The 25903-nt window shown below is 44.9% G+C and carries 29 protein-coding genes and 2 pseudogenes; 14 read left to right on the top strand and 17 right to left on the bottom strand.

Going from position 1 to position 25903, the window contains the following annotated elements; translation table 11 throughout:
* Window positions 1-4: 4 nt before the first annotated feature.
* Window positions 5-205, bottom strand: coding sequence for a helix-turn-helix transcriptional regulator (locus HMPREF1534_RS13250; protein WP_005938330.1), 201 nt, complete (start codon window positions 203-205; stop codon window positions 5-7).
* Window positions 206-643: 438 nt separating this feature from the next.
* On the opposite strand from HMPREF1534_RS13250, the gene HMPREF1534_RS20280 reads away from it, so the two are divergent.
* Window positions 644-847, top strand: a complete 204-nt coding sequence (locus HMPREF1534_RS20280) for a hypothetical protein (protein WP_147348259.1) — start codon at window positions 644-646, stop codon at window positions 845-847.
* A 260-nt stretch (window positions 848-1107) separates the two neighbouring features.
* Here HMPREF1534_RS20280 and HMPREF1534_RS20275 read toward each other — a convergent pair whose 3' ends face one another.
* Window positions 1108-1284: a hypothetical protein gene (locus tag HMPREF1534_RS20275; protein ID WP_153880861.1), complete on the bottom strand. Its 177-nt coding sequence runs from the start codon at window positions 1282-1284 to the stop codon at window positions 1108-1110.
* Between the two features lie 472 nt (window positions 1285-1756).
* Here HMPREF1534_RS20275 and HMPREF1534_RS13260 point away from each other — a divergent pair, with 472 nt between their 5' ends.
* The 3 genes from HMPREF1534_RS13260 (at window position 1757) to HMPREF1534_RS13270 (ending at window position 2903) form a co-directional block, all read left to right on the top strand.
* Window positions 1757-2071 (top strand): hypothetical protein, encoded by a 315-nt coding sequence (locus tag HMPREF1534_RS13260; RefSeq protein ID WP_005938326.1) that lies wholly within the window; start codon window positions 1757-1759, stop codon window positions 2069-2071.
* A gap of 7 nt (window positions 2072-2078) precedes the next feature.
* Window positions 2079-2441, top strand: coding sequence for a hypothetical protein (locus HMPREF1534_RS13265; protein ID WP_005938324.1), 363 nt, complete (start codon window positions 2079-2081; stop codon window positions 2439-2441).
* A gap of 84 nt (window positions 2442-2525) precedes the next feature.
* Window positions 2526-2903, top strand: coding sequence for a hypothetical protein (locus tag HMPREF1534_RS13270; protein WP_005938322.1), 378 nt, complete (start codon window positions 2526-2528; stop codon window positions 2901-2903).
* A 33-nt stretch (window positions 2904-2936) separates the two neighbouring features.
* Here the strand turns inward: HMPREF1534_RS13270 and HMPREF1534_RS13275 are convergent, their stop codons facing one another.
* Window positions 2937-3191 carry a helix-turn-helix domain-containing protein gene (locus HMPREF1534_RS13275; RefSeq protein ID WP_005938320.1) on the bottom strand — a complete coding sequence of 85 codons (255 nt, stop codon included), beginning with the start codon at window positions 3189-3191 and terminating at the stop codon, window positions 2937-2939.
* Between the two features lie 865 nt (window positions 3192-4056).
* Here HMPREF1534_RS13275 and HMPREF1534_RS13280 point away from each other — a divergent pair.
* From HMPREF1534_RS13280 to HMPREF1534_RS13295, 4 genes are all read left to right on the top strand, one after another.
* Window positions 4057-4626, top strand: a complete 570-nt coding sequence (locus HMPREF1534_RS13280; protein ID WP_005938318.1) for a hypothetical protein — start codon at window positions 4057-4059, stop codon at window positions 4624-4626.
* A gap of 2 nt (window positions 4627-4628) precedes the next feature.
* Window positions 4629-5129, top strand: a complete 501-nt coding sequence (locus HMPREF1534_RS13285) for an SLOG family protein (RefSeq protein WP_005938315.1) — start codon at window positions 4629-4631, stop codon at window positions 5127-5129.
* Between the two features lie 95 nt (window positions 5130-5224).
* A complete protein-coding gene (locus HMPREF1534_RS13290; RefSeq protein ID WP_005938311.1) occupies window positions 5225-5908 on the top strand; it encodes a LexA family protein in 684 nt (227 codons plus the stop codon).
* A gap of 27 nt (window positions 5909-5935) precedes the next feature.
* Window positions 5936-7204 (top strand): Y-family DNA polymerase, encoded by a 1269-nt coding sequence (locus tag HMPREF1534_RS13295; protein WP_005938308.1) that lies wholly within the window; start codon window positions 5936-5938, stop codon window positions 7202-7204.
* A 123-nt stretch (window positions 7205-7327) separates the two neighbouring features.
* On the opposite strand, the gene HMPREF1534_RS13300 is transcribed toward HMPREF1534_RS13295, so the two are convergent.
* The gene (locus tag HMPREF1534_RS13300) at window positions 7328-8461 is read right to left on the bottom strand and encodes a sensor histidine kinase (protein WP_018452643.1); all 1134 of its coding nucleotides are present in this window, start codon (window positions 8459-8461) and stop codon (window positions 7328-7330) included.
* 217 nt (window positions 8462-8678) lie between these two features.
* Here HMPREF1534_RS13300 and HMPREF1534_RS13305 point away from each other — a divergent pair, with 217 nt between their 5' ends.
* On the top strand, window positions 8679-9476 hold the full coding sequence (locus HMPREF1534_RS13305) for a sugar phosphate isomerase/epimerase family protein (RefSeq protein WP_018452642.1): 798 nt from the start codon (window positions 8679-8681) through the stop codon (window positions 9474-9476).
* A gap of 67 nt (window positions 9477-9543) precedes the next feature.
* Here HMPREF1534_RS13305 and HMPREF1534_RS13310 read toward each other — a convergent pair whose 3' ends face one another.
* Window positions 9544-10290 carry a tyrosine-type recombinase/integrase gene (locus tag HMPREF1534_RS13310; RefSeq protein ID WP_005938300.1) on the bottom strand — a complete coding sequence of 249 codons (747 nt, stop codon included), beginning with the start codon at window positions 10288-10290 and terminating at the stop codon, window positions 9544-9546.
* Window positions 10291-10518: 228 nt separating this feature from the next.
* On the opposite strand from HMPREF1534_RS13310, the gene HMPREF1534_RS13315 reads away from it, so the two are divergent.
* Window positions 10519-11382, top strand: coding sequence for an aminoglycoside 6-adenylyltransferase AadS (locus HMPREF1534_RS13315; RefSeq protein WP_003013318.1), 864 nt, complete (start codon window positions 10519-10521; stop codon window positions 11380-11382).
* A 177-nt stretch (window positions 11383-11559) separates the two neighbouring features.
* Window positions 11560-12417: an OXA-1327 family class D beta-lactamase gene (gene blaOXA / locus HMPREF1534_RS13320; RefSeq protein WP_005938297.1), complete on the top strand. Its 858-nt coding sequence runs from the start codon at window positions 11560-11562 to the stop codon at window positions 12415-12417.
* A gap of 207 nt (window positions 12418-12624) precedes the next feature.
* Here blaOXA and HMPREF1534_RS0118885 read toward each other — a convergent pair.
* The 7 genes and pseudogenes from HMPREF1534_RS0118885 to HMPREF1534_RS0118880 form a co-directional block, all read right to left on the bottom strand.
* Window positions 12625-13302: pseudogene (locus tag HMPREF1534_RS0118885) on the bottom strand (rRNA adenine N-6-methyltransferase family protein); the annotation flags it as partial.
* An 89-nt stretch (window positions 13303-13391) separates the two neighbouring features.
* The gene (gene tnpC / locus HMPREF1534_RS13325) at window positions 13392-15173 is read right to left on the bottom strand and encodes an IS66 family transposase (protein ID WP_005936270.1); all 1782 of its coding nucleotides are present in this window, start codon (window positions 15171-15173) and stop codon (window positions 13392-13394) included.
* Between the two features lie 88 nt (window positions 15174-15261).
* Window positions 15262-15606, bottom strand: a complete 345-nt coding sequence (tnpB, locus tag HMPREF1534_RS13330; protein ID WP_005936267.1) for an IS66 family insertion sequence element accessory protein TnpB — start codon at window positions 15604-15606, stop codon at window positions 15262-15264.
* A gap of 1 nt (window position 15607) precedes the next feature.
* On the bottom strand, window positions 15608-15976 hold the full coding sequence (locus HMPREF1534_RS13335; RefSeq protein WP_005936264.1) for a hypothetical protein: 369 nt from the start codon (window positions 15974-15976) through the stop codon (window positions 15608-15610).
* A gap of 80 nt (window positions 15977-16056) precedes the next feature.
* Window positions 16057-16185: pseudogene (locus HMPREF1534_RS13340) on the bottom strand (rRNA adenine N-6-methyltransferase family protein); the annotation flags it as partial.
* Between the two features lie 24 nt (window positions 16186-16209).
* Window positions 16210-17190: an IS30-like element IS4351 family transposase gene (locus HMPREF1534_RS13345; RefSeq protein WP_005794072.1), complete on the bottom strand. Its 981-nt coding sequence runs from the start codon at window positions 17188-17190 to the stop codon at window positions 16210-16212.
* Between the two features lie 162 nt (window positions 17191-17352).
* On the bottom strand, window positions 17353-17673 hold the full coding sequence (locus HMPREF1534_RS0118880; RefSeq protein ID WP_018452726.1) for a winged helix-turn-helix transcriptional regulator: 321 nt from the start codon (window positions 17671-17673) through the stop codon (window positions 17353-17355).
* Between the two features lie 115 nt (window positions 17674-17788).
* On the opposite strand from HMPREF1534_RS0118880, the gene HMPREF1534_RS19700 reads away from it, so the two are divergent.
* Window positions 17789-18223, top strand: a complete 435-nt coding sequence (locus tag HMPREF1534_RS19700) for a cupin domain-containing protein (RefSeq protein WP_306669588.1) — start codon at window positions 17789-17791, stop codon at window positions 18221-18223.
* Window positions 18224-18624: 401 nt separating this feature from the next.
* Window positions 18625-18909 carry an HU family DNA-binding protein gene (locus tag HMPREF1534_RS0118875; RefSeq protein WP_025066952.1) on the top strand — a complete coding sequence of 95 codons (285 nt, stop codon included), beginning with the start codon at window positions 18625-18627 and terminating at the stop codon, window positions 18907-18909.
* 86 nt (window positions 18910-18995) lie between these two features.
* Here HMPREF1534_RS0118875 and HMPREF1534_RS13350 read toward each other — a convergent pair whose 3' ends face one another.
* The 5 genes from HMPREF1534_RS13350 to HMPREF1534_RS19690 all read right to left on the bottom strand — a co-directional run bounded on the left by HMPREF1534_RS13350 (window position 18996) and on the right by HMPREF1534_RS19690 (window position 24956).
* The gene (locus HMPREF1534_RS13350) at window positions 18996-20567 is read right to left on the bottom strand and encodes an RNA-binding domain-containing protein (RefSeq protein WP_005938281.1); all 1572 of its coding nucleotides are present in this window, start codon (window positions 20565-20567) and stop codon (window positions 18996-18998) included.
* Between the two features lie 138 nt (window positions 20568-20705).
* Window positions 20706-23996 (bottom strand): DNA primase, encoded by a 3291-nt coding sequence (locus tag HMPREF1534_RS13355; protein ID WP_005938279.1) that lies wholly within the window; start codon window positions 23994-23996, stop codon window positions 20706-20708.
* The gene (locus HMPREF1534_RS19695; protein ID WP_005938277.1) at window positions 23993-24196 is read right to left on the bottom strand and encodes a hypothetical protein; all 204 of its coding nucleotides are present in this window, start codon (window positions 24194-24196) and stop codon (window positions 23993-23995) included. Before HMPREF1534_RS19695 ends, HMPREF1534_RS13355 begins: the two co-directional genes overlap by 4 nt.
* 226 nt (window positions 24197-24422) lie before the next feature.
* On the bottom strand, window positions 24423-24746 hold the full coding sequence (locus HMPREF1534_RS13360) for a hypothetical protein (RefSeq protein WP_005938274.1): 324 nt from the start codon (window positions 24744-24746) through the stop codon (window positions 24423-24425).
* Between the two features lie 18 nt (window positions 24747-24764).
* Window positions 24765-24956, bottom strand: coding sequence for a hypothetical protein (locus HMPREF1534_RS19690; protein WP_005938271.1), 192 nt, complete (start codon window positions 24954-24956; stop codon window positions 24765-24767).
* A 144-nt stretch (window positions 24957-25100) separates the two neighbouring features.
* On the opposite strand from HMPREF1534_RS19690, the gene HMPREF1534_RS13365 reads away from it, so the two are divergent.
* Window positions 25101-25556 (top strand): helix-turn-helix domain-containing protein, encoded by a 456-nt coding sequence (locus tag HMPREF1534_RS13365; protein ID WP_005938268.1) that lies wholly within the window; start codon window positions 25101-25103, stop codon window positions 25554-25556.
* Window positions 25557-25903: the final 347 nt, after the last annotated feature.

The following is a 25903-nucleotide window of genomic DNA, read 5'->3' as shown; positions in this document are numbered from 1 at the left end:
AATATTATTCTTGATTATCAACAATTAAATCTTTGATACTAACCGAAAGGATGTCGGCTATTTGCTTTAAGGTCTCAAGTGAGGGTTGATTGCGGTTCGTGCAATAACCATTTACGGTACAAAAGCTTTTGCCCAACTTTTCAGCAAGCCAAGTCTGAGATTTATCCTTTTCTACCAGTACAGATTTAATACGATTGATCTTCATATTCTTATGATTATAAACATATTTATGTCATTCCTACAAAAGTACGAAATTCCTTATTTACCACCATGAAAAATACTCACTATTTATAAAGTATTTCTAAATACTAGACTATTAATGCTGAAAAAGGCTTCAATGAATATCATAATGAAGGCTCTACTGAACGCAGGCTGACGCTTGCAGAAGTAGAGCCATCGAATGGTTTATATGGTTAGCTCACAGATGTTGGCCGCCACTTCCGACTTATCGTATTGTATGCGATGCCGGAAGTGACGACCTTTTGGGAAGAATATGCCATCCGGTTGCTCTGTATTTTCAATACCAAGCAAAGCCCGGCTGATAGGATTTTGCTACAAGTAGAAGTTCCATTCCATTGCCACAGAGAGAAGCAGCAGGGTTTCACTTCGCTCCACTCAGCTGTTTCTCACAGTGTCAATGAGGTTGGAAAACATATCTACAAATGATGACTTGCTCGATGGCTCTACCGAACGCAGGCTAACGCTTGCGGAAGTAGAGCCATCGAATGGTTTTGGAGGTTGGCTCACAGATGTTGGTCACCACTTCCGACTTATCGTATTGCATGCGATGCCGGAAGTGACGACCTTTTGGGGAGGATGTGCCATCCGGTTTGCTCCGTGTCGATGACACCAAGCAAAACTCGGCTGATAGACTTTTGCAACAAGTGGAAGATTCCATTCCATTGCCACAGAGAGAAGCAGCAGGGTTCCACTACGCTCCACTCAGCAGTTTCTCACAGTGTCAATGAGGTCAGGTAGCTGGTCTTCAAATGAAAACATGCTCGATGGCTCTACCGAACGCAGGCTGACGCTTGCGGAAGTAGAGCCATCGAATGGTTTTGGGGGCTGGCTCACAGATGTTGGCCGCCACTTCCGACTTATCGTATTTCATGCGATGCCGGAAGTGACGACCTTTTGGGGAGGATGTGCCATCCGGTTTGCTCCGTGTCGATGACACCAAGCAAAGCCCGGCTGATTGGCTTTTGCTACGAGTGGAGGACTCCAGTCCGTTGTCATAGAGAGAACCTGCAAGGCTCCACTTCGCTTCACTTTGTAGGTTCTCACAACGGCAACGGTTTTTGGGAGGACGTTACTTCGTAAGGGTTTGGACGTTAGGTCGCTCAGGCTTGTTCGTACTAACGTACACCCATTATACATTAGTACATGAAGGCTTGAACGAAGTAACGTGTTCGGTGGCTTATACTAAGGTACTTTTCCCTTGGAGTCCAGGTTGAATGAAATGCCTGGTAAATCCTTGGAGCTTCCCGGTCTTTTTACGTTTTGTCGTGCAAAGATACTGCGGACGGGAGAAACATCAAGTGCCGCTGAAGCTTTTGGACGGAGAACTTTCCGGCAGCCTTCCACAATTTGTACCAAATTGGGTATTCCGTAAAGTTCTCTGTCCTCACACTTGCCTTATTCTCCCCGGTGTCCGCAGTGAGGGGATGCACGTAAAACGGTTTTCCCGACCGAGAAGCTCTAAAGGGCTTCACAAGAGGGAAAAGAATCGGAAACGTAAACATCAAAAATATTTGTTATGGACTATTTAGAATTATCCGGAGCAACCATCTCCGAACGTGACAAGGCTTTTGCCCAAGAGTTCGCCAACTTTGTGAATGGCAGTATGTCTTCACCTGACCAGACTGGCAGGGAACTGACCAAGGCTCACCGCTACCTGCAACAACAGATGTTCAAGGTTTTCCTCGGCTTCATGAAGCAGCTGGCACTCAACTATCAGCAGGGAAGATACGATGACCGCAATGAGTGGGCATCACGGCTTTCAGCAGAAGCCTACCAACGGCTCATCGAGTGTGACTTGATTTTTGACCCCGAATTTCCAACCTCTAAATAATACAGCTATGTGCAGACTTATGACAACACAGTTGGAGGAAGCCTTGAAAGGCTATCCTCTCTATTCCCAGGACGGCAAGGGAAAGGATGCTATTTGCCGTGCCATCTTCGCGCTCGGTGGTGTGCGATGGTTCATTCTTGAAGGTGAAAAGGAAGGAAATGACACCATCCTCTTCGGTATCGTCATCGGACTGATGGAGGACGAGTACGGCTACATTTCCTTGAACGAGCTGTCGGACATCGAATTGGATTTGACCAGACAAGGTTTCGGCAAGCTGCAAGTAAGGCAGCAGGAGAACTTCCAGCCGGTACCGCTGAAGAAGTTGCGTGACAGCCGTTTGCAGGAGTTCCTTGCAAGAATGGGTGAATGAGTGTTAGAACGGAGTGATAACAAAATGACCTGCCTTATCCGTCACGGACCGGGCAGGTCTCAAATAGTAGGTTTAGTCTGAGATATGAGGAATGGAAATATAATCAGTATCGCAGCCCAACTCGGTTGGACTGCTTCCGCTCAGTACAAGGAAGGCAGGCTCTTCTTTGACTTCCACCGGAAGACCTTGAGCGGTGTGCCGTTTACCTTCACGGCAGAAATGAAGGACGGCAAGGTAAGTAACCTGGTGAAGGAGATTGAGTCCTTTGTGGAAGCCATTGAGCCGGAGACCTGTGCTTCGGAGTGGATGGTCCGGTCGGGTGCCGTAGCACCTTCCCGTTTCCGGCAAGCCGTGAGCGATATGGATGCCATCCGCACCGATGCGTGGCTCTTGGCTTGCCAGCTTGCCGAGGCGGACGGCAAATCCGTGTTGGCAGGTCTGCCCTGGAACCAGTGGAACTGAGTTCCGCAAGAAGGCAAGTTCAAAGACAGTCCTCTATTCACGAGGGCTGTTCTTGAACTTGCGTCCTCTTCTCGGGAGACCCGCTTCCTTGTAGGCAATGAGGTCGCTTCCTCGGAAGAGGATGCCCCTTTTATCGGTATGGATCCGGATAAAAGGCAAAGGTCGCTCGGGATGGTGGATGTAGTCGTAGATGGTGCATCGGTGAACCCCGAGGAAAAGGCAGGCTTCCTTAATGGTGTAGTTCCGGTCGGGAGCTATCGCTATCCATGTGTTCTTCAAGTCGGTCATAGGCATAAGCGTTTGATGCAGTAAAATTACGAAGAAAGCTCTTGTGTGACAATAGCTTCCGTGTGATGCAATGAGGGATTTTGGGTGACTTTGTGGGATTTTGTGATACCCCTTGCAAAAGGTTGCTTAAACATTCATCCATCTTTCATCCAAGAATGGCGCTTAGTGTGGGTCTGCATCAAAAAAACACCTTCTGCAGTTTCCGGCGGTATAGTTGGGGTGGTGACAAGCTAGCCAGGGTGACAACGGGCTGGAAGGGCCTGAAGCCGCTTCCGAAAGCCCCTGTAATTCAATATCTTTTCTTTTTAAAGGAAAAAGAGAATAGAATAGAGAAGTCGGAGTTTGTCAACCGGTGGCTATAAAATTTTTGCCGCAGATTTTTTTGTCAACGCTTGTCAACGTTTGTCAACGCTAACGGATGTATAAAAGTAATTGATATACAAGGATTTTGGCTGTGGCTATCTTGTCAAAGCGAAAATGCCCCCATTCTAGAAAATGAAGCAACTATTTTATAAGGAATTATCCGTGTGAGTATGATGGTGTAGAAAAGGAAGCAAATCGTGCCTGCAAGGTGTTGTGGAAGCATCAGACAGTAATGGAATGAGGAATATCCGGCTCTGTGAAGTATAAAGGCAATGACCGCTCACCGTTTTCTCATCTTGCCTGCGAGGATATTTTTTTGCAAAGGTAGGCTGTCCCCACCAAACGTCAAATCCCTTGCAGAAAATCTTCCTCAAACAAGTTGAGCGTATTTTCTGCCCTGAATTTGCCTAATTGGTGGCTGCCAGCACTCTGAGAAAAGCAAAAAACATCCCTTCGGACAAGCTGCAAAACAGCAAAACAAGAGGGAAAAAAATCAGAGCGTATGGCACACATGGACAATCACCTCAAGAAGCAGTTGGAAAAAACTCAGACATGGTTCTGCAAGTATTTCCCGAAACGCATCCGTAACGTCGGCGAAAAGGAAGTGGCTGACAGACAGATGGTATATGACTTCAAGGACGGACGAAGCTTTGAAGCAGTGGCACAAATGACCGCAGCAAGCCTAAAGGAGCAGTATGGCGATGGCTGCAAGGACATCACCTTTGTTCCGGTTCCGGCATCCACCTCCGAGAAGAACGAACTCCGCTACAAGGCATTTTGCGAGAGAGTCTGCGAACTGACCGGAGCCATCAACGGCTACGAGCATGTAAAGGTAATCGGTGGGCGCCTTGCCATCCACGAGAACCGCAAGCTGGAGAAGGAAATCCGCAAGGTGAGCATCATCGAGTTTGATGAAATTTGGTTCAAAGGCAAGAATATTGTTACCTTTGACGATGTAATCACCCGCGGCATCACTTGGGCTACCTATTCCGACCAATTGGAGAACTTGGGCGCACACGTTCTCAGTGGCATCTTCTTGGCAAAGACCCATTACAAAGTAAAAACGAACTGACAATGATAGAAAAGAAAACAACGAAGGTAAAGGCAACGGCAAAGGCGGTTGCCTTTACCGGACATAGAGAAATTTCCCATATTCATCAAGAACAAGTAAGGGAACGGCTGAAGGAAGCCGTGCTGCAAGCCATCCGTCAAGGAGCGAACAAGTTCTACTGCGGCATGGCGCTCGGTTTTGACATGATGGCGGCAGAAGAAGTCCTTTCCCTCAAGTTGAGCATCCCCATGCTGAAGCTGGTAGCAGTCGTTCCCTTCAAGGGACAGAGCGCTTCCTGGTCCATGGTGGAGCAGCAGCGCTATGCCTATATCCTTTCCAAGGCGGACGATGTGGTGCATCTGAGTGAAGACTACTTCAATGGATGCTATTTCAAACGGAACGACTACATGCTGTCGCATTCCGGCAGTGTGATTGCCTACTTTGACGGCAAGCCGAAGGGCGGCACAGCCTATACCTGTCGCAAGGCAAGGGAGAAACGGATGCCTGTCGTCAATGTGTATTAGACGAACGATGTTATACGCTTTTCATAGATTTTCTGAAAAGCGTATAACATTATTCGGAAAACTGCTTATCTTTGTGCTGAAATAGTGTTTAGACCATGGATAATCAGGAAAAACAAGTGATAAATCAAGCGGAAAACCAACCCCAGAAACCCGGCAGAGGTGGTAAAAGACCAGGTGCAGGCCGCCCCAAGGGAGATGGCACCAGCAAGCTCTATGCTTTTCGGGCCGATAAGGAGGTGGCTGCCTATCTGGACAGCCAGGAGAACAAGACGGACTTCATCAAGGAATGTATCATCCGGCAGATGGAAGTAGCTAAAAGCAGACAGGAAGACGAAGCCTTGAGGCAGTTGGGAGAAGTGATGCCTACCAGCCGTATCAAGCCGATGTCGCTGCCTTTCTTTGATGTAAAGGTGGTGGCCGGTTTTCCCATTCCTTTGAACAATGATGAACTGGCGCAGGACATCGAGGTATTGAAGATGTTGTGCCCACACCCGGACTCTTCATACTTGATCCGTGTGCAGGGCCGTTCGATGATTGAAGCCGGAGTGCATGATGGCGACATCATCATAGTCGATAAGAGTGAACGGAACCCTACGGAAAAGCAGATTGCAGTCTGTGAACTGAATGGAGAATACACGCTGAAACGGGTTTGCAGGAAGGAAGGAACCCTTTGGCTGGTTCCGGCCAATCCCGAGTACCCCGAGATTGAAATCACCGAGGGCGATGATTTCAGTGTTTGGGGAGTCGTGACATATATCATCCACAAGCCTGTTTACTAATTGCTATAACCCGTTTGCCTACAACCTATGATTGCTTTAGTCGATTGCAACAGTTTCTTCTGTTCCGTGGAGAAGGTCTTCCATCCCGGACTGAACGGAAAGCCCGTCTGCGTGCTTTCCTGCAACGATGGCTGCATTGTGGCCTTGACTCCGGAAGCCAAGGCACTGGGACTGCGTCGTGGAGACCCCATCTTCAAGAAGAAGGATATAGTGCAGCACTATGGAGTGAAGCTGTTCTCTACGAACATGTATCTCTATGCGGCCATGTCCAAACGGGTGAACAACATTCTGCGGTCTGCTGTGCCTCATTCAGAAGTCTATTCGATTGATGAATCCTTCCTCTATCTGGATGGTCTAGAGAAATATCATGACTTGGAGGACTATATGCGTGGAGTGGTGGAGAAGGTCCGGCTTTATACGGACATCCCGGTTAGTGTAGGAATTGCACATACCAAGACTTTGGCGAAGATTGGAAGCAAGTTTGCCAAGCAGTACAAAGGCTACCATTCAGTGTGCATGATAGACAATGAAGAAAAGCGCCGGAAAGCGTTGGCGCTCTTTGACCTTTCTGACGTATGGGGAATTGGTAAACAGACCCTTGCCAAGCTGAACTACCTGGGCATCCGTACTCCTTTGGAATTTGCCGACAAGAAGGAAAGTTGGGTGCGCAGCCACTTCTCCAAGCCGGGATGGCAGACGTGGAAGGAGTTGAACGGTATTTCGTGCATTGATACTTCGGAAGTAGCGCAGCGGCAGACCATTTGTACCAGTCGGAGCTTTGGGAATTTGGTTACGGACTATGATGCGTTGCAGGCATCGGTCGCCAGCTTTGCGGCCAGCTGCGCCAACAAGCTACGGGGACAGCACTCGCTGACTTCGGCCGTGACGGTCTTTGTGTCGAGCAACCGCTTCCGGGAGGACCTTACTCAGTACTCCAACGGGCAGACGAGGATCCTGCCTATGCCGACCTCAGACACGATTGAGATTACACAGGCGGCGCTGAGTGTGCTGAAGGAGATTTATCGGGAAGGAATCAGCTACAAGAAGACGGGAGTCATTCTCGGAGACATCACGGATGCTTCCTATATCCAGCAGAATCTCTTTGATGAGGTAAAGAACCGACCGGAACGGATGCAGCTCATGAAAAGCATTGATGCACTGAATCACCGCTTCGGTCTGCGGAAGATACATCTGGCCGTGGAGGGCGAAGAGAAGCAGGCCTGGCATGCCAAGAGCGAGTTCCGGAGCGGTAACTATCTGTCTGATTTAAAGGAGATACTGACAATTCAGATATAATTCTCATGGGAATTATGGAAATTAAGCCTTAAAATTGCATTCTCATGAACATAGCTATACACGTTTTCTATTGCGCATGATGACCTGATAATTTTCTAATGCCCAGCTAATTAAGATATATAATCATTTCAGCACCATCCTGAACGTGGTTCCTTTCCCAAGCTCCGATTCCTTCACAAAAATCTTTCCTTTGTGGTATTCCTCCACAATCCGCTTCACAAGCGACAGGCCAAGTCCCCAACCACGCTCCTTGGTGGTGAATCCGGGATAAAAAAGGGTTTTGAACTGTGATTTCGGGACACCTTTTCCAGTATCGGAAATATCCAAAAGCACCTTTCCCCGCCTTTCGGAAATATGGAACAAAACCGTTCCCTCGCCGCCCATGGCATCCACCGCATTTTTCAACAGGTTCTCGATCACCCAATCGAAAAGCGGCTCGCTCACGGTAACCGTCACCCCATGTTCGGGAAAATCCAGATCGATCCGCACTTTATCGGAAATCCGCTTTTCCATATAACCTAACGATCGGCGGACAACCTCGCGCAAATCTGCCTGCCGGAGATCCGTGGCGGAACCGATCTTCGAGAAACGCCGGGCAATCATCTCCAAGCGATGCACGTCCTTGTCGATTTCGGACAATAGAGCGGGATCGATATCTTTCAGCTTCAAAAACTCGATCCACGCGACCAACGATGAAATCGGCGTTCCCAACTGGTGTGCCGTCTCCTTGGACAATCCCACCCACACCCGGTTCTGCTGCGCTTTCAACGAATTGCGAAGGGCGAAGAACACCAGCGCGATGAAAAATGCTATCACCGCCAGCTGCACATAGGGAAAAACCTGCAACTGCTTGAGCGTGTAGGAATCATCGTAATAAAGAGATTGATTGAGTTCGGTGAGTTCAATGGCATTTCGTTTTTTGGAAAATGCCTCCATTTTCTTTTGAAGAAACCTGTCCCGCCCTTTGTCGGGAAGTTTGATGTTGTTGACAATGAAACTTCGGTTCGATTTGTCGTACAAAATAACCGGAATGGTGGTGTTGCCCTGCAAGATCCGCAACACAAGGTTCATGTCGCTGTTATCGGTTTCGGTGGCGAGATGCTCGGTGGCTTTTGCCCAGATTTCAATCTTGTTGCGCTCCTCGATGGTCAGTTCCCGCACCAATTTGTTGGAGAACAACAAAGAAGCCAATGCAATGGCCACTGCAAAAGCAACAAAACCGTACTTGATCCATTGATGAGAATTGAAATCAATCATGCCGACATATCCGTTTAATCCGCATGCAAAGTAACGAAAAAAGCGGGGATTTATTGAACAAAAGTGATTTTTAAATTTATTAAGGTAAATATCTATAACAAACATTTGATTCATTGCCTGCATATGATATTTAATCGTACATTTGTGTTCGTACACGTAAAAACATTTGCAAGTCATGAGAAAATTACTCCTCTTCTTATCCGCAATCGTCGTTTCGATGATGATCAGCGCGCAAGATCGACCCGAACCGCAACCGGCTGCCGACACCTACGAGAAATTCAAGGTGGGAATGGCGGGTTATACTTTCGTGAATTTCGATTTGGACAAGACCTTGCAGACATTGGAAAAATGCGATGTCCACTACCTCTGCATCAAGGATTTTCATCTGCCGTTCAACAGCACCGACCAACAGATTGCCGATTTCCACGAGAAATTGAAATCGAAGGGAGTTACCGGTTATGCCGTGGGACCGATTTACATGAAAACGGAGCAGGAAATCGACAACGCATTCGAGTATGCCAAACGGGTTGGAGTGAAGCTGATCGTCGGCGTTCCAAACTACGACCTGCTTCCTTATCTGGATAAAAAGGTGAAGGAATACGATTTCAATTACGCCATCCACCTGCACGGCCCCGACATGCCGCTCTATCCCGATGCCGACGACGTTTGGGAAAACGTGAAGGATTTGGACCCGCGCATCGGCATGTGCCTGGATATCGGTCATGACAGACGCAACGGAAAAGACCCGGTCGCCGATTTGGAGAAATACATCTCTCGCGTGTTCGACATTCACCTGAAAGATGTCACCGGAGCTTCAAAAGCGGGATATTCGGTTGAGGTCGGCCGGGGAATCCTTGATATCCCCGGATTCGTGAGGATGCTCCGAAAAACCGGCTACGACGGCGTCGTCAGTTTGGAGCACGAACGCAACATGAAGGATCCGTTCATCGGAATTGCCGAATCCATCGGTTATTTCAGGGGCGTGGTAGCCACAACGAGCGACAGACAAAAATAAAAGATAATTTCATTCTCTCTTTATCTCGAAAGGGTTTGTGTTCCGATGCGAATGCAATCCCTTTTTTTTATGACATTTGACTCGGATGCCCACTTGAGGTGGAGGTCGGGAGTTGAAAAATATTCAGAACGCATCCAGGCGTGACTCTCTTCCTGATTCCGGCTCTTGACGCGGCGTTCTTGACAACCATCTGCACGGACTTTGCCGAATATGGGCCGCCCCACTGCCCTTCAAACAGATATACATCGGGCTTATGCAGGATGTAACAGGTGCGAAGATCAGTCAGAATGGATTCCGGGAGCGTCACAACCCTGTCTTTGTTCCCCTTGGACTTGACGATGCGGATCAGCATCCTGGCAGAATCAATATCGGCTATCTCCAGATTGATCAGTTCGCTCAATCGCAGCCCCGATCCATAAAGCATTTTGATCATGCAACGGTGCTTGATGTTTTCGGTGCCGTCGATGATCCTTTTCACTTCATCTATATTCAGACAATTGGGCAACGCAAAGGTCCTCCTCGACGGATAAAGGTGTTTTATCTTTAACTCCCTGCCATAAATCGACTTGTAGAACTTGTCGATCGACGCCACTATCATGCGCTGGTGAGAACTGCCGATCCTGTGCCTCTCGATTTTCCACAGCACATATTTCTCAACCGCCAACTCGTCGATTTCAGCCGGATGCGAGAATTTCCTTTTCGCAAGATCAAGGAAGCTCCTCGCGCTGCTTTTGTAGTTAGCGATCGAGTTCGCACTGTAGCGCTGCAAGACGAGCTTCCGCTCAAATTCAAGTATCAATCTGTCAACATCCATGCCTCCGGTTATAAGTGTGAGTGGCAAAGATAACAAAACATTCGTAAATGCAAAATAATTCTATGTTTATTTTCGTGCTTATCCTTCTCTCTATCAATATCATATCAAGGAGTTCCACTTTTACTCACAAATCGGTTTACGAATGTTATATGGTTTGTATTTACGAATGTTGTATATTTGTTGCGTAAATAAGACGTTGTACGACATAGTAAAACCGAACCAAACAAAATGAAAGTCAGAGAAGAAAAGTTAAGAACAATTATAGAATGGTCGGAGAAAAACGAAGATGTAAGAGTTCTTCTTCTGACAAGTTCACTTGTAAATCCTTTAGCACTTGTTGACGAATTTAGTGATTTAGACATTGAATTTGTTTTTGAGGATAATACAAATTACATTTCAGACAAAAGCTGGACGCTTAAATTCGGAAATCCAATTGCTATGATTGAAGAAGACGAAAGTTGTTTTAACCATAAACACGCAATGAAAATGCTACTTTATGAAGACGGTGTGAAAGTAGATTTTAAACTTTACAGCAAATCAAAATTTATAAAGGAAACGCAAGAGAAAGAATTACCAGAAGATTGGGATATTGGTTATAAAATTTTAATTGATAAAGATGGTATTACAAAGCAAATGCTGAAACCAACTTATCAAATTTCCATTATCAAAAAACCGTCTGAAAAAGAGTTTCAAAATCTAATAAACGATTTTTGGTGGGACACAACTTACGTGGCAAAGTGTCTTGTGAGAGATGAAATATTCTATGCGAAATTTATGTCGGAAACCGTTATTCGCACAGAATATTTAATTCCTTTAATTGAATGGCACATTGCAAGTGAACACAATTGGAACATAACGACCAATAAATATGGACGGCTTTTCAAAAAGTATCTTAACCAGGAAATGTGGGCTAAAACAGAACAAACATTTTCAGGGAGCGATATAAAGGAAAATTGGACTGCTCTATTTTCAATGACTGATTTAGTTTCAGAAATAGGAACTGAATTGTCAAAAAAATTAGAGTACAAATACCCGGATAAATTAGAAAATGACATACGAAAATATTTAGCTGGACTAAAACCCAAAACATAACTACGTCGTACAACATCGTATTGGCAATAGGCGGGCTGAACGGCTTCGTATCAACGGAAGTGCAAAATTCAACTTCTGTTCTTCGATTAAAGTTCAGTGCTAAAAATCCCGCCCATCGCCAATACGCGGCACGTTACCTGCAAGCATAAAAAACCAAACCGTAAATTCAAGAAACTAATGAAATCAAAAAGTTTATTTTCTTTTATTGTAACACTTTTCCTTATTTATGGATGTTCGTCTAACAGACAAGCAGATGGAAAATCAAATATTTTGGCTAAGAACGACATAAATATACGGGGCGACTTCCAAAATTATTTTGACAGTTGCGGAGTTGAAGGCACAATTGCTATTTATGACATTAGAAATGATAAATGGATTGTATCGGACACAGTTGGATTAGAAATTGAAACGCTTCCAGCATCTACATTCAAGATTATAAATTTATTGATTGCTCTTGAAACTAATACTATCAAAGATGAAAACGAAATAATAAAATGGGTTGGTAGTACAGATACAGTTAAGTATGGTTATAGACCCGAAATTTATCACGATATGCCAGTCAAAGAAGCCTTTGAATTATCAGCAGGTTGGGTTTTTGTAGAACTTGCAAAGAAAATCGGAAAAGATACCTATAGAAAACACCTCGCAGAGAGCAAGTATGGAAACAATAATTTATCCCAAACTGAAGCCGATTTTTGGAATTTTGGAGACTTTGCAATTTCGCCTAAAAATCAGGTCGAATTTGTAAAATCTTTTTATGAAGAAAAATTACCCTTTTCTAAGCGAAATATTGACATTGTTAAAAACGTAATGATTACGGAACAAAATGAAGAATATACTATAAGGGCTAAGACAGGTTGGACAAGGGAAAATAACATCAATACAGGTTGGTGGACAGGGTACATTGAGACCAAAAATGGGACTTATATTTTTGCAACAAGACTTTTACAAGACAGAAAAATGAAAAGGTCTGATTTCGGAAGTTGCAGAAAAGAAATTACCAAAAAAGTATTTAAAGACTTGAATATAATTTAAAAGAATGCCAGCAGGTAACAGGCGTTTGGCTCAATGGCGGGTGACGTGGTTAATTGAACATTCTACCTCGCATCAACTTTTGTGGTGTATTGACAGTTTTGTGCTCCAAAATCCGCCACTGCGCCAAGCGCCAAACCGTTATGCGGCAGCTTAAAAAAAGACGACACCAAACCAAAAAAATCATCTTGACAACCACCCGACTTTGAACTACGAAGGATGAAATTTTTCAGGGACAACTTCCAGCATTTCCAAAAAACAGTTTAACCATTGACTTGGAGACAAACAAACAATTTGAGCATTAAGGTTTAAACCGAATTTTTCCGAAATTGACCTGACCTGACTTTTCCTGAAAATCGACTTTAAAGCTGTTTTTACAGATAAATCAGGTTTCTCTAACAGACAGGAAATAAATGCTAAGTATTTGGCTTTAAACTTAAAATCAAAAAATAAGTGTTTTCTTTTAATGTTTAACAGGGCTGATTTGACAGTTGGCGGTGGCAAGAAACTTTCAGGACCTACCTCATAGACAAGTTTCAAATCAAAAAAAGTATGATAGAAAACGGTATATGGATTGTAAAGCTTCCTCGAAAATAACTTTTGTGTAGGTTCTAATTGAAGGACAATGGAACCTCCCAGAAAATTTCCAAGACTCTCAAACATCAGGATTTTGAAAATATCGGAAGTAATGCCATAAGGAATATTTGACACCACTTTGAAAGGAAATTTCGGAACTGCAAAATTCCTAAAATCACAACCGACAACTTGAACATTTCGGGCATCAGAAAATAATTTTCGTAAATGTTCAACCAAAGCTGTGTCGTTTTCAATAGCAACAACATTGTTGGCGATTTTTAATAAATGAACAGTAAGAAACCCCTTGCCTGCCCGTAACCATTCTATTTTCCGCTACGACAATTTTATCGGCTGTTTTTCAGCCGATAAAATAAAAATGTCCGTAAGAAAATAGTTTAGTTTTAACATTCCGATTTATAAAAACATGGCAGAAGAGCCTTCTTGTCGCAGTCCTTACCATGAAGAATACATTCAAACAAGTGCTTCAGGTAATCCTGAGGATCTATATCGTTCAACTTACAGCTTTCTATCAGGGAGAAGATGAATGCCGAGTTTTCTGCGGCTGCCTCACTTCCTATATTCATACAGTTCTTGAGCAGCAGCTTTACAGGTTTCATTCTTTGCTCACAGAGATTGTTGGATATTTCCGCTGAACCGTCCTTGAGGATATTTCTCAAGGATTTCCACTGGTTTATCGTGTAGTTCGCAGCCTTTCTTATCAGTTCGTTAGCCATGATCTTCGCATCCTGCATCATCATGACCACCTTATGATGTATACGTTCAAGAACAGGTCCCGTAAGTTTAAGTCTTTTTTCCTTTATCTTCTCACTGCTGAGTTTCATTGTGCGGAACAGGTCTTCATTCCTGAATAAATCACCGATAGAATCTATTATGTCCATCGCCGTCCTGTCTGATGGCAAAGCATCAACCCACAACCTCCTGCAGTGCGTCCAGCATCCTATATGAAGCACCTTTGAGCCTTCTCCGTCATACATTCTGTAAACCGTATATCCGTCTGTAGATATAGATCCCATAAAATGATCAAGGAAGGTCTTTGCCACATCAGATGCTCTGCTGCCGTTATTGTAATGATAATAAACCAACTTGACATGCTTTGCAAAGAAAGCCCATAAGTACTTTCTCCTGTAAGCCTTACCTTCCGGTGTTTCAACTCCAACGAGTTCGGTAGTCTCATCAACCATAAGGTATTTTGCCTGTTGTACAAACTTCTTGAAGACATCTTCCATAAACTCCCTAAGCCTGGAGATTCCGTTGTGGATATAGCTGTTCAGCGTGGTATTGCTTATATGGATGCCTTCTCTTGCAAGCAGTCTTATCTGTCTGTTCTCAGGCATGCTGAAGTCATATTTCAGACAAAGCAGACGGGCAAGCAGTTCAGGAGAGAAGATTCCTCCAAGGTTTTTCAAGGGATGCTCCATCGTGTTAGTGAAAGTGCCGTCTGCAAGCTTTACCCTTGCCACCTTGTACACATGTTCCACGTTATGGGCACGCACATGTTCTATAAACCTGTATTCCCACACATCAGCCATTCCGTTGCGGTTCATAAGCCTTGCACCATCCGGGAGTTGGTAATAGTCTTCTATTTCATGTACCACTACCTTGTCCACCTTCAGCCTGGTCTTTTCCGCACGTGGTGCGGTTTCCTTTCTTCTTGAAGGCTTGCTGTTCTGTGCTGTTGCGTTATCGGAAGAGGTATTGCCACCAGCTTCGTTACCATTGGCCTTATTATCATCATCACCTTTCTTGTCAGAACCGTCATATTCGGACTTCTCCATTGCAGACTTGTCAATGTTACGGTTGTTCAGCAGCCTTCTTTGCTCAGATGTACGGCCGAAACGGTGTTTCCTGCTGTCTTCAAGCTGAAGTCTGAGATTGGATATCTCGTTTGCAAGCATCATGTTCACCTCGTCTTTTGCTTCAAGCTGCTTCCTCATAAGTTCCATTTCTTTCCTGTAATGTTCAACCGTGGTTGATTGCTTTTCGAGGGATTCTTTGAGGTCATTGATTGTATCAATCAGAGTTTTTGAGTTCTCCTTGTTGGATTTTTCAATAGACTCAAGCCTCGCAATCAGTTCTTTATTCTGTTTGCGAAGCCCTGCTTTTTCCTCATTCGCCAGACCCAGCTGGCAGCAAAGTAACTCGTATGCTCTTTCATCAATCATGATATAAAGGTACGAAAAATCAGGCAGTTACGCAAACTTTTTATCGATTATTTTTGTATTATTCCATTGTAAATCAACGCCTTATTATTCATTCTTTAGGAGTTACATACATTCTGTCGACTACGATACTTTCCGTCAGGTAAGCCATGTCAGACCACTGTATCCGGTAGCATTTTGACACCTCGTCAAACACAGGTTTCTTGAACTTTCCAATGACAGGACGTTTCTCGTAAAGCACATAAAAACCGCGTTCGTAATGAAGTATCTTGACGACCTTCCGGTTACGGGACATGAACATATATACATTGGACGCATCACTAGGGTCAAGTGACATCTCTTGCCTTATACTTTCACACAAACGGAAGATGCCTTTCCGTAAATCCACATTACCGTTGAACAGGTAATAGTTCAGGTTAGCACTCAGTCCAAGCATATCATCCTATCATTTTATTAAGCAACAGACTCAGATCAAGAACGCTGGTGTTTCTCAGAAACAATGTCGCTCCAGATGTCAATTGCAGTTTCACCCACTTAATAGGAGGTTCGCCTTCCGGTTGTTTCACTTCCATCTTAACAGTTGGACTGTTGCAAGGTTTACCGGTTATCTGGACTTTAGCAACCTTGGGCTGATCAACCTGAACTGTCTTGCCTAACTTCTCGCTCCAAAGCTGATGACGTTGCCAGTTCATGAACTTGTCGTAGTTTACTCCATAATCCGCACAGAACTCGCGAAGATCCTTGGTCTCGCTGCATAACTGGTAGAGGTCATATACCTCCTGATAGTTTACTTTTTCTTTCGCCATAATCATTGTTGTTATTTGGTTATGGCGCAAAGGTAGGTTTGTGAATAATGTGCGTCAAGGCGGAAAATAGAATGCTTACTGCCTGCCCCAATATCTAAAACCGTATCCTGATTACTTATATTTGCTTGTCTTATTGCATCTTTTATTAGCACTTTATCAATAGTAAAGTGCTGACCCGTAAAACGAACGGGCAATTTCTTTTTTGTCATTAGTAACTTCTTACAGGGCTGAATTCAACTTGCAAATGCAACAGAATTCTGATTAATAATTTGTTTAAATTTTTCGTTTGGCGTGAGGTATCCAAGTCTTTTACGAGGTCGATTATTGAGTTTATTTTCAATCCACTTAATCTGTTTGTTGGTTACTTCACTAAAGTCCTTACCCTTTGGGATATACTGCCTGATAAGCCCGTTGGTGTTTTCATTGGCACCACGTTCCCATGAGTGGTATGGTTTGCAAAAATAGAATTTTATTTCCAATTTTTGCGCAATTTCCTCGTGCTTTGCAAACTCCTTTCCATTGTCAGCCGTAATTGTGTGTATTAAGTTTTTCACTTTCCGCAGTGCCCATACTGCAATCTTAGCTACCGGGATGGCTTCTTTTCCCGACAACTTGCGTATCCAGACCCTGCTTGTTGCTCTGTCGTTAATGGTAAGAATGGCACCTTTGTGGTTCTTACCAATAATTGTATCTATCTCTAAATCACCAAATCTCTCCTTCAGTTCCACTATCTCGGGACGCTCATCAATATCCACCCTGCCTGGGATAAATCCTCGCCCTGCATTTTTAGAACCACGTTTGGCATACCTGCGACCTTGTCTGCGAAGATATTTGTGCAGTTTGCCACCCCGCCGCTTATCCTCCCAAATCCAGCGATATATCGTTTCGTGAGATACCATCGCAATTCCCTCCAAGCGGCTCCTGCCGACAATCTGCTCCGGGCTGAATCCTTTCTTCAACAGCTTTATTATCCGTTTTCTCATTGCCGGTGTAAGCACTTCCTTGCGATGTTTTTGCTGCTTGCGCCTGTCTGCTTTTCGCTGGGCAAGCTCCATGCTATAGCTACCACTTCGGGCGTCGCAATTGCGCTTTATCTCCCTGTAAACAGTGCTTTTATCTACTCCGATAGCTTCCGCTATTGCTTTTTTGCTCATCGGTATTTGCAACATCATAGAAATTGCATACCTTTGTTCCTCGGTTATATGTTTGCTCATCTGCAACTTTTTTTTCTTTGGACGGACAATTAAAGCAAAGATAGCAAACTTTATCCATTCAGAGTGAGAGAAAGGGGGACATTGTCTCTCTTTCCTCTCTGAAAAATAAATGTTTTTATTGCTTATTATCCGCACCCAAAAAGTTGCATTTATAAGTTGAACTCAAGAGTTGTTAATGTATGGCATTAGGCTTAGGCCAAGTTTAGTCAATGAATATTCAACCCTTGGGGGTACTTCTCCATAAACAATTCGTTTGATTATACCATCTGTTTCAAGATTTTTTAGGGTATCAGATAATACTTTGGGGGAAATGTCAGGAATAGCTTTCTGAATCTGATTGAAACGCGTACACTCGTTTTCAGACAGAATACATAATATAATTACAGGCCATTTTCCTGAAAATCGTGATATGATATTTCTTATTGGACATTCATCCAAGTTCGAATATTTTTTTAGATTTTCTTTTAACTCTATCTTGCTCATACTCAAAAAAACTATTCAAAAAGTAACCAGCTTACAATTAAGTAACCTCTTGTTTTATATGTATTTACATATTAACTTTGCACTATCAAAAAGATAGTTATTATCAAATGCAAAGATACTGTTTAATTTAAATTATCGCAATTATGAGTCTATTAAAATTAATGCCGGCGATAAATTCGCCCATGTTTCTGTTGGGAATCTGCAGCACTTTGAAGGGAAACAATTTGTAAAAGAAGCAACTGAGGCCAATTCCTGTGAAATCTCATTTGGCTCTCTCCCTTCAGGAGAATCTGTTCCGTTCTTCCATACCCATGAGAATAACGAAGAGAACTATATTATTCTTTCCGGTTCAGGGAAGTTTCAGGTAAATGATTCTGTTTTTGATATTTCCGAAGGTTCGGTGGTTCGTGTTTCAACACACTGTGACCGTTGCTTGAAATGTACCTCAGATGCACCAATGCTATATCTCTGTATTCAAGCCAAAGAAAACAGTCTCGGAGGTTACACATTGGACGATGCAGCCATTACCGAGCGAGTGAGCCTTCTATAGGGATGCTAAGTCAGTTTCATTTATTATTTGCTATACTATGAGCTGATAAAAATAAAAGGGTATTGAACTTATGTCGATACCCTTTTTTATTTTTGACTAAAAAAACTAAACTAAGCTAAGCAGAATTTATATATAAGGTGCAAATTACAGAAGTAATTTACTTGTCTGTTAGAAAGGATTCTTGTTTTAGTTGAGTCAAATCCATTCCACCTTTTTCATGCAGTACGTTCCATACGGCATCTGCATGTGTGCCAATCAAACTAATGTCCATATTGAAGATGTATTCTAAAAACGATGCAAAGGTAGTGCTTTTCGTGCTGATTTACAAGCAAAAAACGGGGTTGTTTGATGTTTGTTTGAAGTACATTGCGTATCTTTGTGCGTTTTTAAAGAATCTAGAAATGACGAAAGCAGAATTATGTAAGAGTATATCCGCAAAGACCGGATGTGATGCCCAAACCGTACTGGCAGTAGTGGAGAGTTTGATGGTGGAAGTGAAGGAATCGCTGGAAAAGGGAGAGAATGTTTATCTACGTGGCTTCGGCAGTTTTATTGTGAAGCAGCGTGCGGAAAAGACGGCGCGTAACATCTCCAAGAATACCACCGTGATTGTGCCGGCTCACAACATCCCGGCATTCAAACCTGCCAAAGAATTTGTGAAGCTGGTGAGCAAACTGGAGGATTAATGGCTGTTTGCAAAGGATAACCATAAAAGCGAGTCAGAAAACGGCTCTCTTTTATGGTTTTTTCTTACATGGGCATTTGCACTACTTTATTTCAACAGCTTCCAGTAGCCGGCTTTGGTCGGACCAATATGCTCTACAACATGTTTCAATTCTTCGATGTCGCGATGAATGGTACGCGCATTGACACCTAACTTGTCTGCCATTTCCTCCATTGTAATCCTCGAATTCTTCCTGATCAACGAGACTATCGCTTGATGGCGCTTATTCTTTTTAGAATTTTCTTTCTTGTCTGTCGGCTTTTCAAGAGAAATATTCAAATCGTCTTCATCGTTAGTGGAAATGGTTTCTTGGGACATTTGTCCGTTTCTTGGGACATTTTCCGCAGTTTCTTGGGACATTTTCTCATTTCTTGGGACATTTTCCACGGTTTCTTGGGACATTTCCATATAGGTAATGGAAAAGATGAACTGCGAGCCGTTGACGATTTCCACTTTGTAGTCGGGATAGTACAAGGGGGCATAGCGCAAGATATTACGGGTACCGGAGCCCATATCTTCCACCCAGGACAACTCATGGAACACGCGCACCAGCAGCGGATTCTTGGTGTAGTTGCTCAATTCCTGCAGTGTGAGTTCGCCTTCGGGAATCTCCGGAAGCAGACGAGTGGGGTTCTTCGTGATTACCCGGTCTTTGAACACATGATAGAAGCAGGCATAACCTGTACTGAAATCACTGTGTACGCAAAGGTTGGCCACAATTTCACGGAAGAGGTCCCAGCGCAGGTCTTCCCGTTGGGTAGTCCCTTCTGGCAAGTAGAACTTGTTCGGCAGGTAGCGTTCCGTAAACTGCGTCAGTCGGTCATAGACCTTGATCAGGTTACAGCGCATGGTGATGCGATCGTCGTACCGACTGGGGAAACGCTTGATGTCATTGTATTCCTCGTAGGTACACATGTGAAACAGCGCCTCGAAGCGGTAACGGGGCATATACTCTTCAATGGCTTCTTCCTTGCCAAACAGAATGAGTGCAGCATACTTCAACTTCAGTTTTCCGGTTTCCCTTTCTTTCTTGGCCAGACGGGTATGAAGCAGTATATCTTCATCTGTCAGCTGCAGCCAGGGATGGTTCGGCTTGATGACTGCCAGGATATTACGGCAATACTGGAAAGTATCACTGTCCAGATCTTCCAGTGTCAGTTCTTCTACAATCCTTTCTTCAAAAAGATGCGGATTCTTTCGTTCAAAGAGCGAAAGCAGCAATTCCGGCTGGTCGGTCACATCAATGTCTGCATCTCCATTGCGGTCCCAGTATTTCCCCTTGTAGCGGTAAACGTATTGTCCGCAAGGAATGTCCAGATACAGGACCACCTTCCCCTCAACGGTCAGTATTTGCGGTGTGAAGTAGGGACAGGGCAAGAACAAATCCGGATTCTTGATGGCGGTAATGATATTCCCCTGCAGGGTGGTAGCCTTGTCTGGATTTACTCCGGCAATCTCACCATTATCCTTGACTCCCACCAGAATGTGGCCACCACTATGGTTCAGAAAGGAGCAGACGGTTTCATACAATGAATCAGAAATCTGTTCATAGCATGTCTTGTATTCTATTTGAACATTCTCTCCAGCTTGGGAGAGCTTGATAAATTGGTCTTCTCTCATGAGGTTCGGTAACTTGTTTACAGATATATATATTGCATGGTCCTATCATTGAGGCCCAAGATACAAAGATAATTCTATTCCCTGAATCTTCGAAATAAAACGGTCTTTATATCATGGGGGTTAATCCTATCAGTTATCTTATATCTCGGAATCATCTTCACTGTTTTCCGTAATCACTTCCGTTTCCAGATCCAGTCCGAACATCTCCTTGAGTTGCAGGTAGTCGAAGCAAAGCGCTTTGGGGCGGTTCACCTTCGGACTCTGGATAACCTTTCCGTCTTTCACAACCGTCACGCAATCCGGGTTACCACTGGGCAGCAGGATGTAGAAGCGGTCCTGCTTGGTGCCCAGAAAGGCCGGATGGGATTTGAGGTATGACAGAACGGTGGACCAGGACGAACGGTTGGCCGTGATGTTCTGGGTGGAGTTCCGGCTGCTGAACAGCGAAGAGATGGCTGCCATGTTCAGGTAGAGTATCGGACGGGCTTCCATGAACTCCATATCTTCCTTGACATTCATCGGACGGAACTTCTTGAGATAGCGGATGTTGAAGTGTACTTTTTCTGTACACTTTCCGATGGACTGCCAGCCCTGGAGCATGTTCCAGAAGTCGGCCACTTCGGAACTTTCCTGGGCCAGTTCGTTCTGGTTGCGCATGCCGTTGACCGTGGTTTCCAGCATCTGGGCGTAACTAAAGGGAAGATGCAAGGCGGATTCCAGCGTGCGCAGTGTGGCCAACGGAATAATCCAGTTTCCGAAGATACGGTCATGGATGCCTTCCTGTTCCATCTGGATGGCAAGTTCCCGCTTGGTGAGGGAATACATGTCGGGAAAGTTCTTCTCAAACAGCTCCCGATGTTTCAGAATGTCGAGGGTCAAGTGGGTCAGGCCCAGGTTGCAGATGGACTGCAGTTCCTCGTAATGCTTTTTCTCCAGGACGCTGAACGAGGTCTTGGTGTAAGCCAGGAAAAGAACACGGGTATAGAGCGCCATATCCTGCGTCGGCTTTTCCTGCCCGCAGATGACGACTCCCGTGCTGACGATGGTCTGAGAGGCCATGCCGTCCGTGTTGGTGTTCTTCTTGGTCTGGCCGCCACCGCCCCAAAGACCTTTGAGGAAAGCAATCTTGCGCACATCGAGGTCGTTCTTGTATTCGTCAAAAACAACCAGGGTGTTGACCGCCTGCGATACCCGGTCGTTCATGGCCGGAACGGAGGCCACACCCATGTTGGGCGGTTCCACGTCATGGAGGAAGAAGGCCTGCAGGCTGGTGGCCAGCGTGGTCTTACCGGTACCTTTCTCACCGAACAGGTTCAGGATGGGGAAATGCCGGGTGCGTTTATAGACCACGTCCCGGAAGAGGGTGGCAATTAGGTAGCCGAAAGCGATGCGGGAATTGTTGCCAAAGACTTCCGTCAGCTTTTCCACGAAAGAGCGGAGAAGCACGCCGTTGCTCTTTCGGTGCACCATCAGTCGTTCAAATTGGTAGATTTCCGCATTGTCCCGGTAGATTTTAGAAGTGGCGGGAATGTAATAGGCATGGTGGCTGTCATCCTGGATGATGCCCATTTCGTCGGCTTCATGAAAGACACCGTGCTGAAAGATGCCGTTGCCGAACGCAAAGAACTCCTTGCTCTCGTTCCATCCGAGCTTGCGGATTCGCTCGGCCGTCTGGGTGCGGGCATACAGGAACTCCTTGACGTTGTTGAGTTTGTCTATCTTGCCCAGCCATACGTAATTGCCGACCGAACCTATCTTCTGCTGGAAGTTGGAGATGGAGCACATTTCGGATTCTTTCAACTCGATGATGCAGCTGTCCCGAAAGGAATTGAACAGCCGGAACAGGCGGACACCGTTGCATTCGTCATGGATGTGGAACAGGGGTTCCATCCGAAAGTTGGAAAGGCGGATGGGGTCTTCATCATCCTTGCCCAGGCAATAGTAGCAGTTGTTGCGGACAAACAGGTTGAGCTGCCGGAGTGCATCGGTCTCTTCCTGCTGTTTGTCCATCATGGTCGGCTGCTTGGCCCTCTTGGCCTGGTTGCGGGCCTGTGTCACGGCATCCTTCCACAGGCGGGCTTTGCCGTAAATCTTACTCAGCTGCTCGATGCACTGCTCATATACGAACTGGTCCTTTACATAACGCAACAAGTCCGCAATCTGATTGACGCAATTGATTTCCCTGAGCAGTGAACTGGCCGTGGCAAACTGCTTCTCTGCCAGCCAGACGATAAAATGCTTTTCCCTCAGGTTGCGGTAGATTTCTTCGCTCAGAATGTAGCTGTCTGCATCATTCTTGACAAGCACTTCCCGTTGAGCATCTTTTGGAATAGCCCCTTCGTACTTTTCCTGCAGTTCTTCTTCCGTCAGTTCCCGGGTACCGAAGGGCAATTCCTTGACTGTGGCATGGAATCCTTTTCGGATGGCCAGTGTGCCGCATTCCATCACAGCCTTGAATCCGGGACCATATTGGCCTTCCGGAGCCACATCAGAGTCAGGAATGAAACAGAGGGAGGACTTGTAGCGCTTGAGCAGGTTCAGCTGGTTCTCGTTCCAGCTGGTACCCAAAGAGGCCACCGTGTTCTCCAGACCGATGGATTGCAAGCGCAACGCATCAGGAGCGCCTTCCACGATGATGAAATTCTCTGCATCCCTCAATCGAAAGGCGCGGTCGATGCCAAACAGGGTTTCTCCCTTGGTGTAGAGCACGCTGGTGGCGGAATTGATGTACTTGGGGGCATTCGGATTGGCACCGATGTAACGGGCCGTATAGGCAATGATGCGTCCCCACCGGTTCCGTATCGGAATCATGATCCGTTCGCGGAACATGGAGTAACTGGTGCCGTCCTCCTTCCGTTTGAGCATGCCCAGTTCAAACAGCAGTTCCTCTTTCAATCCTTTCTGCTGACAGAAATCGCGGAAGGCGTTGCTGTCTTTCGGGGCATATCCTAATCCGGCCTCTGAGCAAAAGTCTTCCGGCCAGCGGTTGTAGGCATAACACCGGGCATTCCGTGAATCCTCCGTAGTTGCCAGACGAAGGCTGTCCACAAAGAAGGTCTGGAGTATATCCAGTGTAGCCAGAAGGGATTCCTTGTGTTTCTGTTCGGCTACGGCTTCCCCGCTTTGTTCCTCTTCCTTTTCATAATCTACCGGGATTCCGTGCTGCTTGGCCAGAAAATGCACCGCATCGGTGAAGGAGAGGTTTTCTTTCTCCATGATAAACCGGATGCCATCGCCTCCCCGGTTGCAGCCGAAGCAGTGGTACAGGTTCTTGGACAGATTCAACGAGAATGAAGGGGTTTTCTCCGAATGGAACGGACATAGCCCTTTCATGTTGAGTCTGCCGTCACGCGATAGCTTCACGTACGGCTCTACAATGGACTCGATGGGCAATTCCCTGACTTTATCAAGTGTGCCTTCGCTAATCATAGCATGCGGAGTTTGAACCAGCAGTCCAGAATGGATTGCCCAGTGTATTTCAGACGATGGGGATTGTCCGGATTGATGGGCTGTATGTGGCCGTTCATCCGGTATTTACGGAGCGTTTTGTAGCTGACCTCCAAGGCAGCACAAGTCCTTTTGACGGTATAGACACCATGAGGGTCTACTGATGGCTTTGTCTCATTCATTTTTCTTAAAAAACGAGGAGAATACCTACAACATGGCAATCAGATGATAGAATTTCATGGCTATTTCTCTTACTTTCTCATGTCTTTTGGCAGTCTCTTGTACCTACTAATCTATTTCTATGTTCCGTAAGACTACAACTATACTGATGGAACAAAAAAGGTTTATGTATAGTTCAGTTTGATTGCATTGATAACCTTTTCCCTCTTTGTTGATGCTGTTTAGTTCTTATTTTGTATGCTTTACCGTCTTTTTAATACTGGTAATGGATGAAAGAGGCGGGCTTTCAAAGTAATCCTGGGTGGTCTTCTGCAGCATACGAAGGTCGGCGGTCTTGTATTCTACCTTCCCCGGACGCTTGTAGCATACCACCTTTCCCTGACGTCTCCATCGATCTACGTTTCGTCTTCCAAAGAGCTTGTAGGCCTTTCTCTGACTGATGAATTCAGGGTCGTCGTGCGTGTCTTTTAGCGCCTGAACTAGTTTGTTAACCAGGTCATTCAGAAACACATCGTAAGGGACTTCGTGGTCTATAAATTGTATCGAAAACATAATTTTGATAGTTTGGTTCTATAATATGCGTTTCACCTTGATGATGTGGTTTATCCGATCGGTCTTGGTGGTGTATTGACGACTCATGATGGCGCCCAGTTCGGATGCCTGAGTTCGTACACTTTTTAGTTTCTCAATGGGGAAGGAGATTTCGTCACCTACGTTAAGAGCGATGAGCGACGGACGGATTTTTGCCGAAATTTCTACCATAAATCTTGATTATTTAATGATTAATGATTAACTTTGCACTCAAATAATGAGAGCTTTATGCTCGCAAAATAACAAAATAGTGTTTATATAGCCAATATTTGAATGATATTATTTTGATTGAAGCTTAAAATTTAACTATAGACCATGGAAGTTGCAGTAAAAAGTGTGCATATAGGCGAGGCAATAGAGAAACGCCGGCTGGAACTTGACATCAGTAAGTCCGAACTCGGACGTAGAATTGGTGTCTCCCAGCAGCATGTCAACAGAATATTGAAAAGAGATACGATGGAGAGTAAGAAGCTGGTAGACCTATGTCATGCCCTGGACTTTAACTTTTTCACTTTGTTCTGTGAAGTGCCCCCTCAGATCTCGGCTTATCTCGCTGCCGTAACGCTTCATGGTGATGCCAACAATTTTATAGGTGATGCGCAGTTAATCGCTGAGCTGACCGCAGAGCGAGCTAAGGCTGCACAAGCAGAAGAGCGAGTAGCGGAATTGACCGAGAAAGTGGAAATGCAAAAAGAGTATATAGAATCCTTAAAGAATAATTTAGAGGATAAGAATGCTATCATTGAGCTTTTGCGCAAAGGCCAACAATGATGCTACCTTATTATATAATAGTGGTATTTTACATGTTGTTTTAGACTTGGTTTGCTTTTAAGTTGAACCAGTCTCGGTAATTTACTGATAATCATAATATGATTGCTGCCGCAGTTGCTGCAAAAATGCTTGCAAATAGGTTTTTTTGACAAGAAAATTCAACGGGTTTCTTTTCAGTTTTCCAATGAGTTTGAATTTGCTGAAAATCAAAAGCGTTTTAGAGCGGCGCAAGCCGCGGTCGAGGAATAATCTCGTAAGCATTCTATTTTCCGCCTTGACGCACATTATTCACAAACCTACCTTTGCGCCATAACCAAATAACAACAATGATTATGGCGAAAGAAAAA

It is taken from the genome of Phocaeicola massiliensis B84634 = Timone 84634 = DSM 17679 = JCM 13223, assembly GCF_000382445.1.
In the GTDB taxonomy this organism is placed as follows: domain Bacteria; phylum Bacteroidota; class Bacteroidia; order Bacteroidales; family Bacteroidaceae; genus Phocaeicola; species Phocaeicola massiliensis.
Note: the sequence above shows the minus strand (reverse complement) of the source record. Positions and strands in the feature narration are given on the sequence as shown.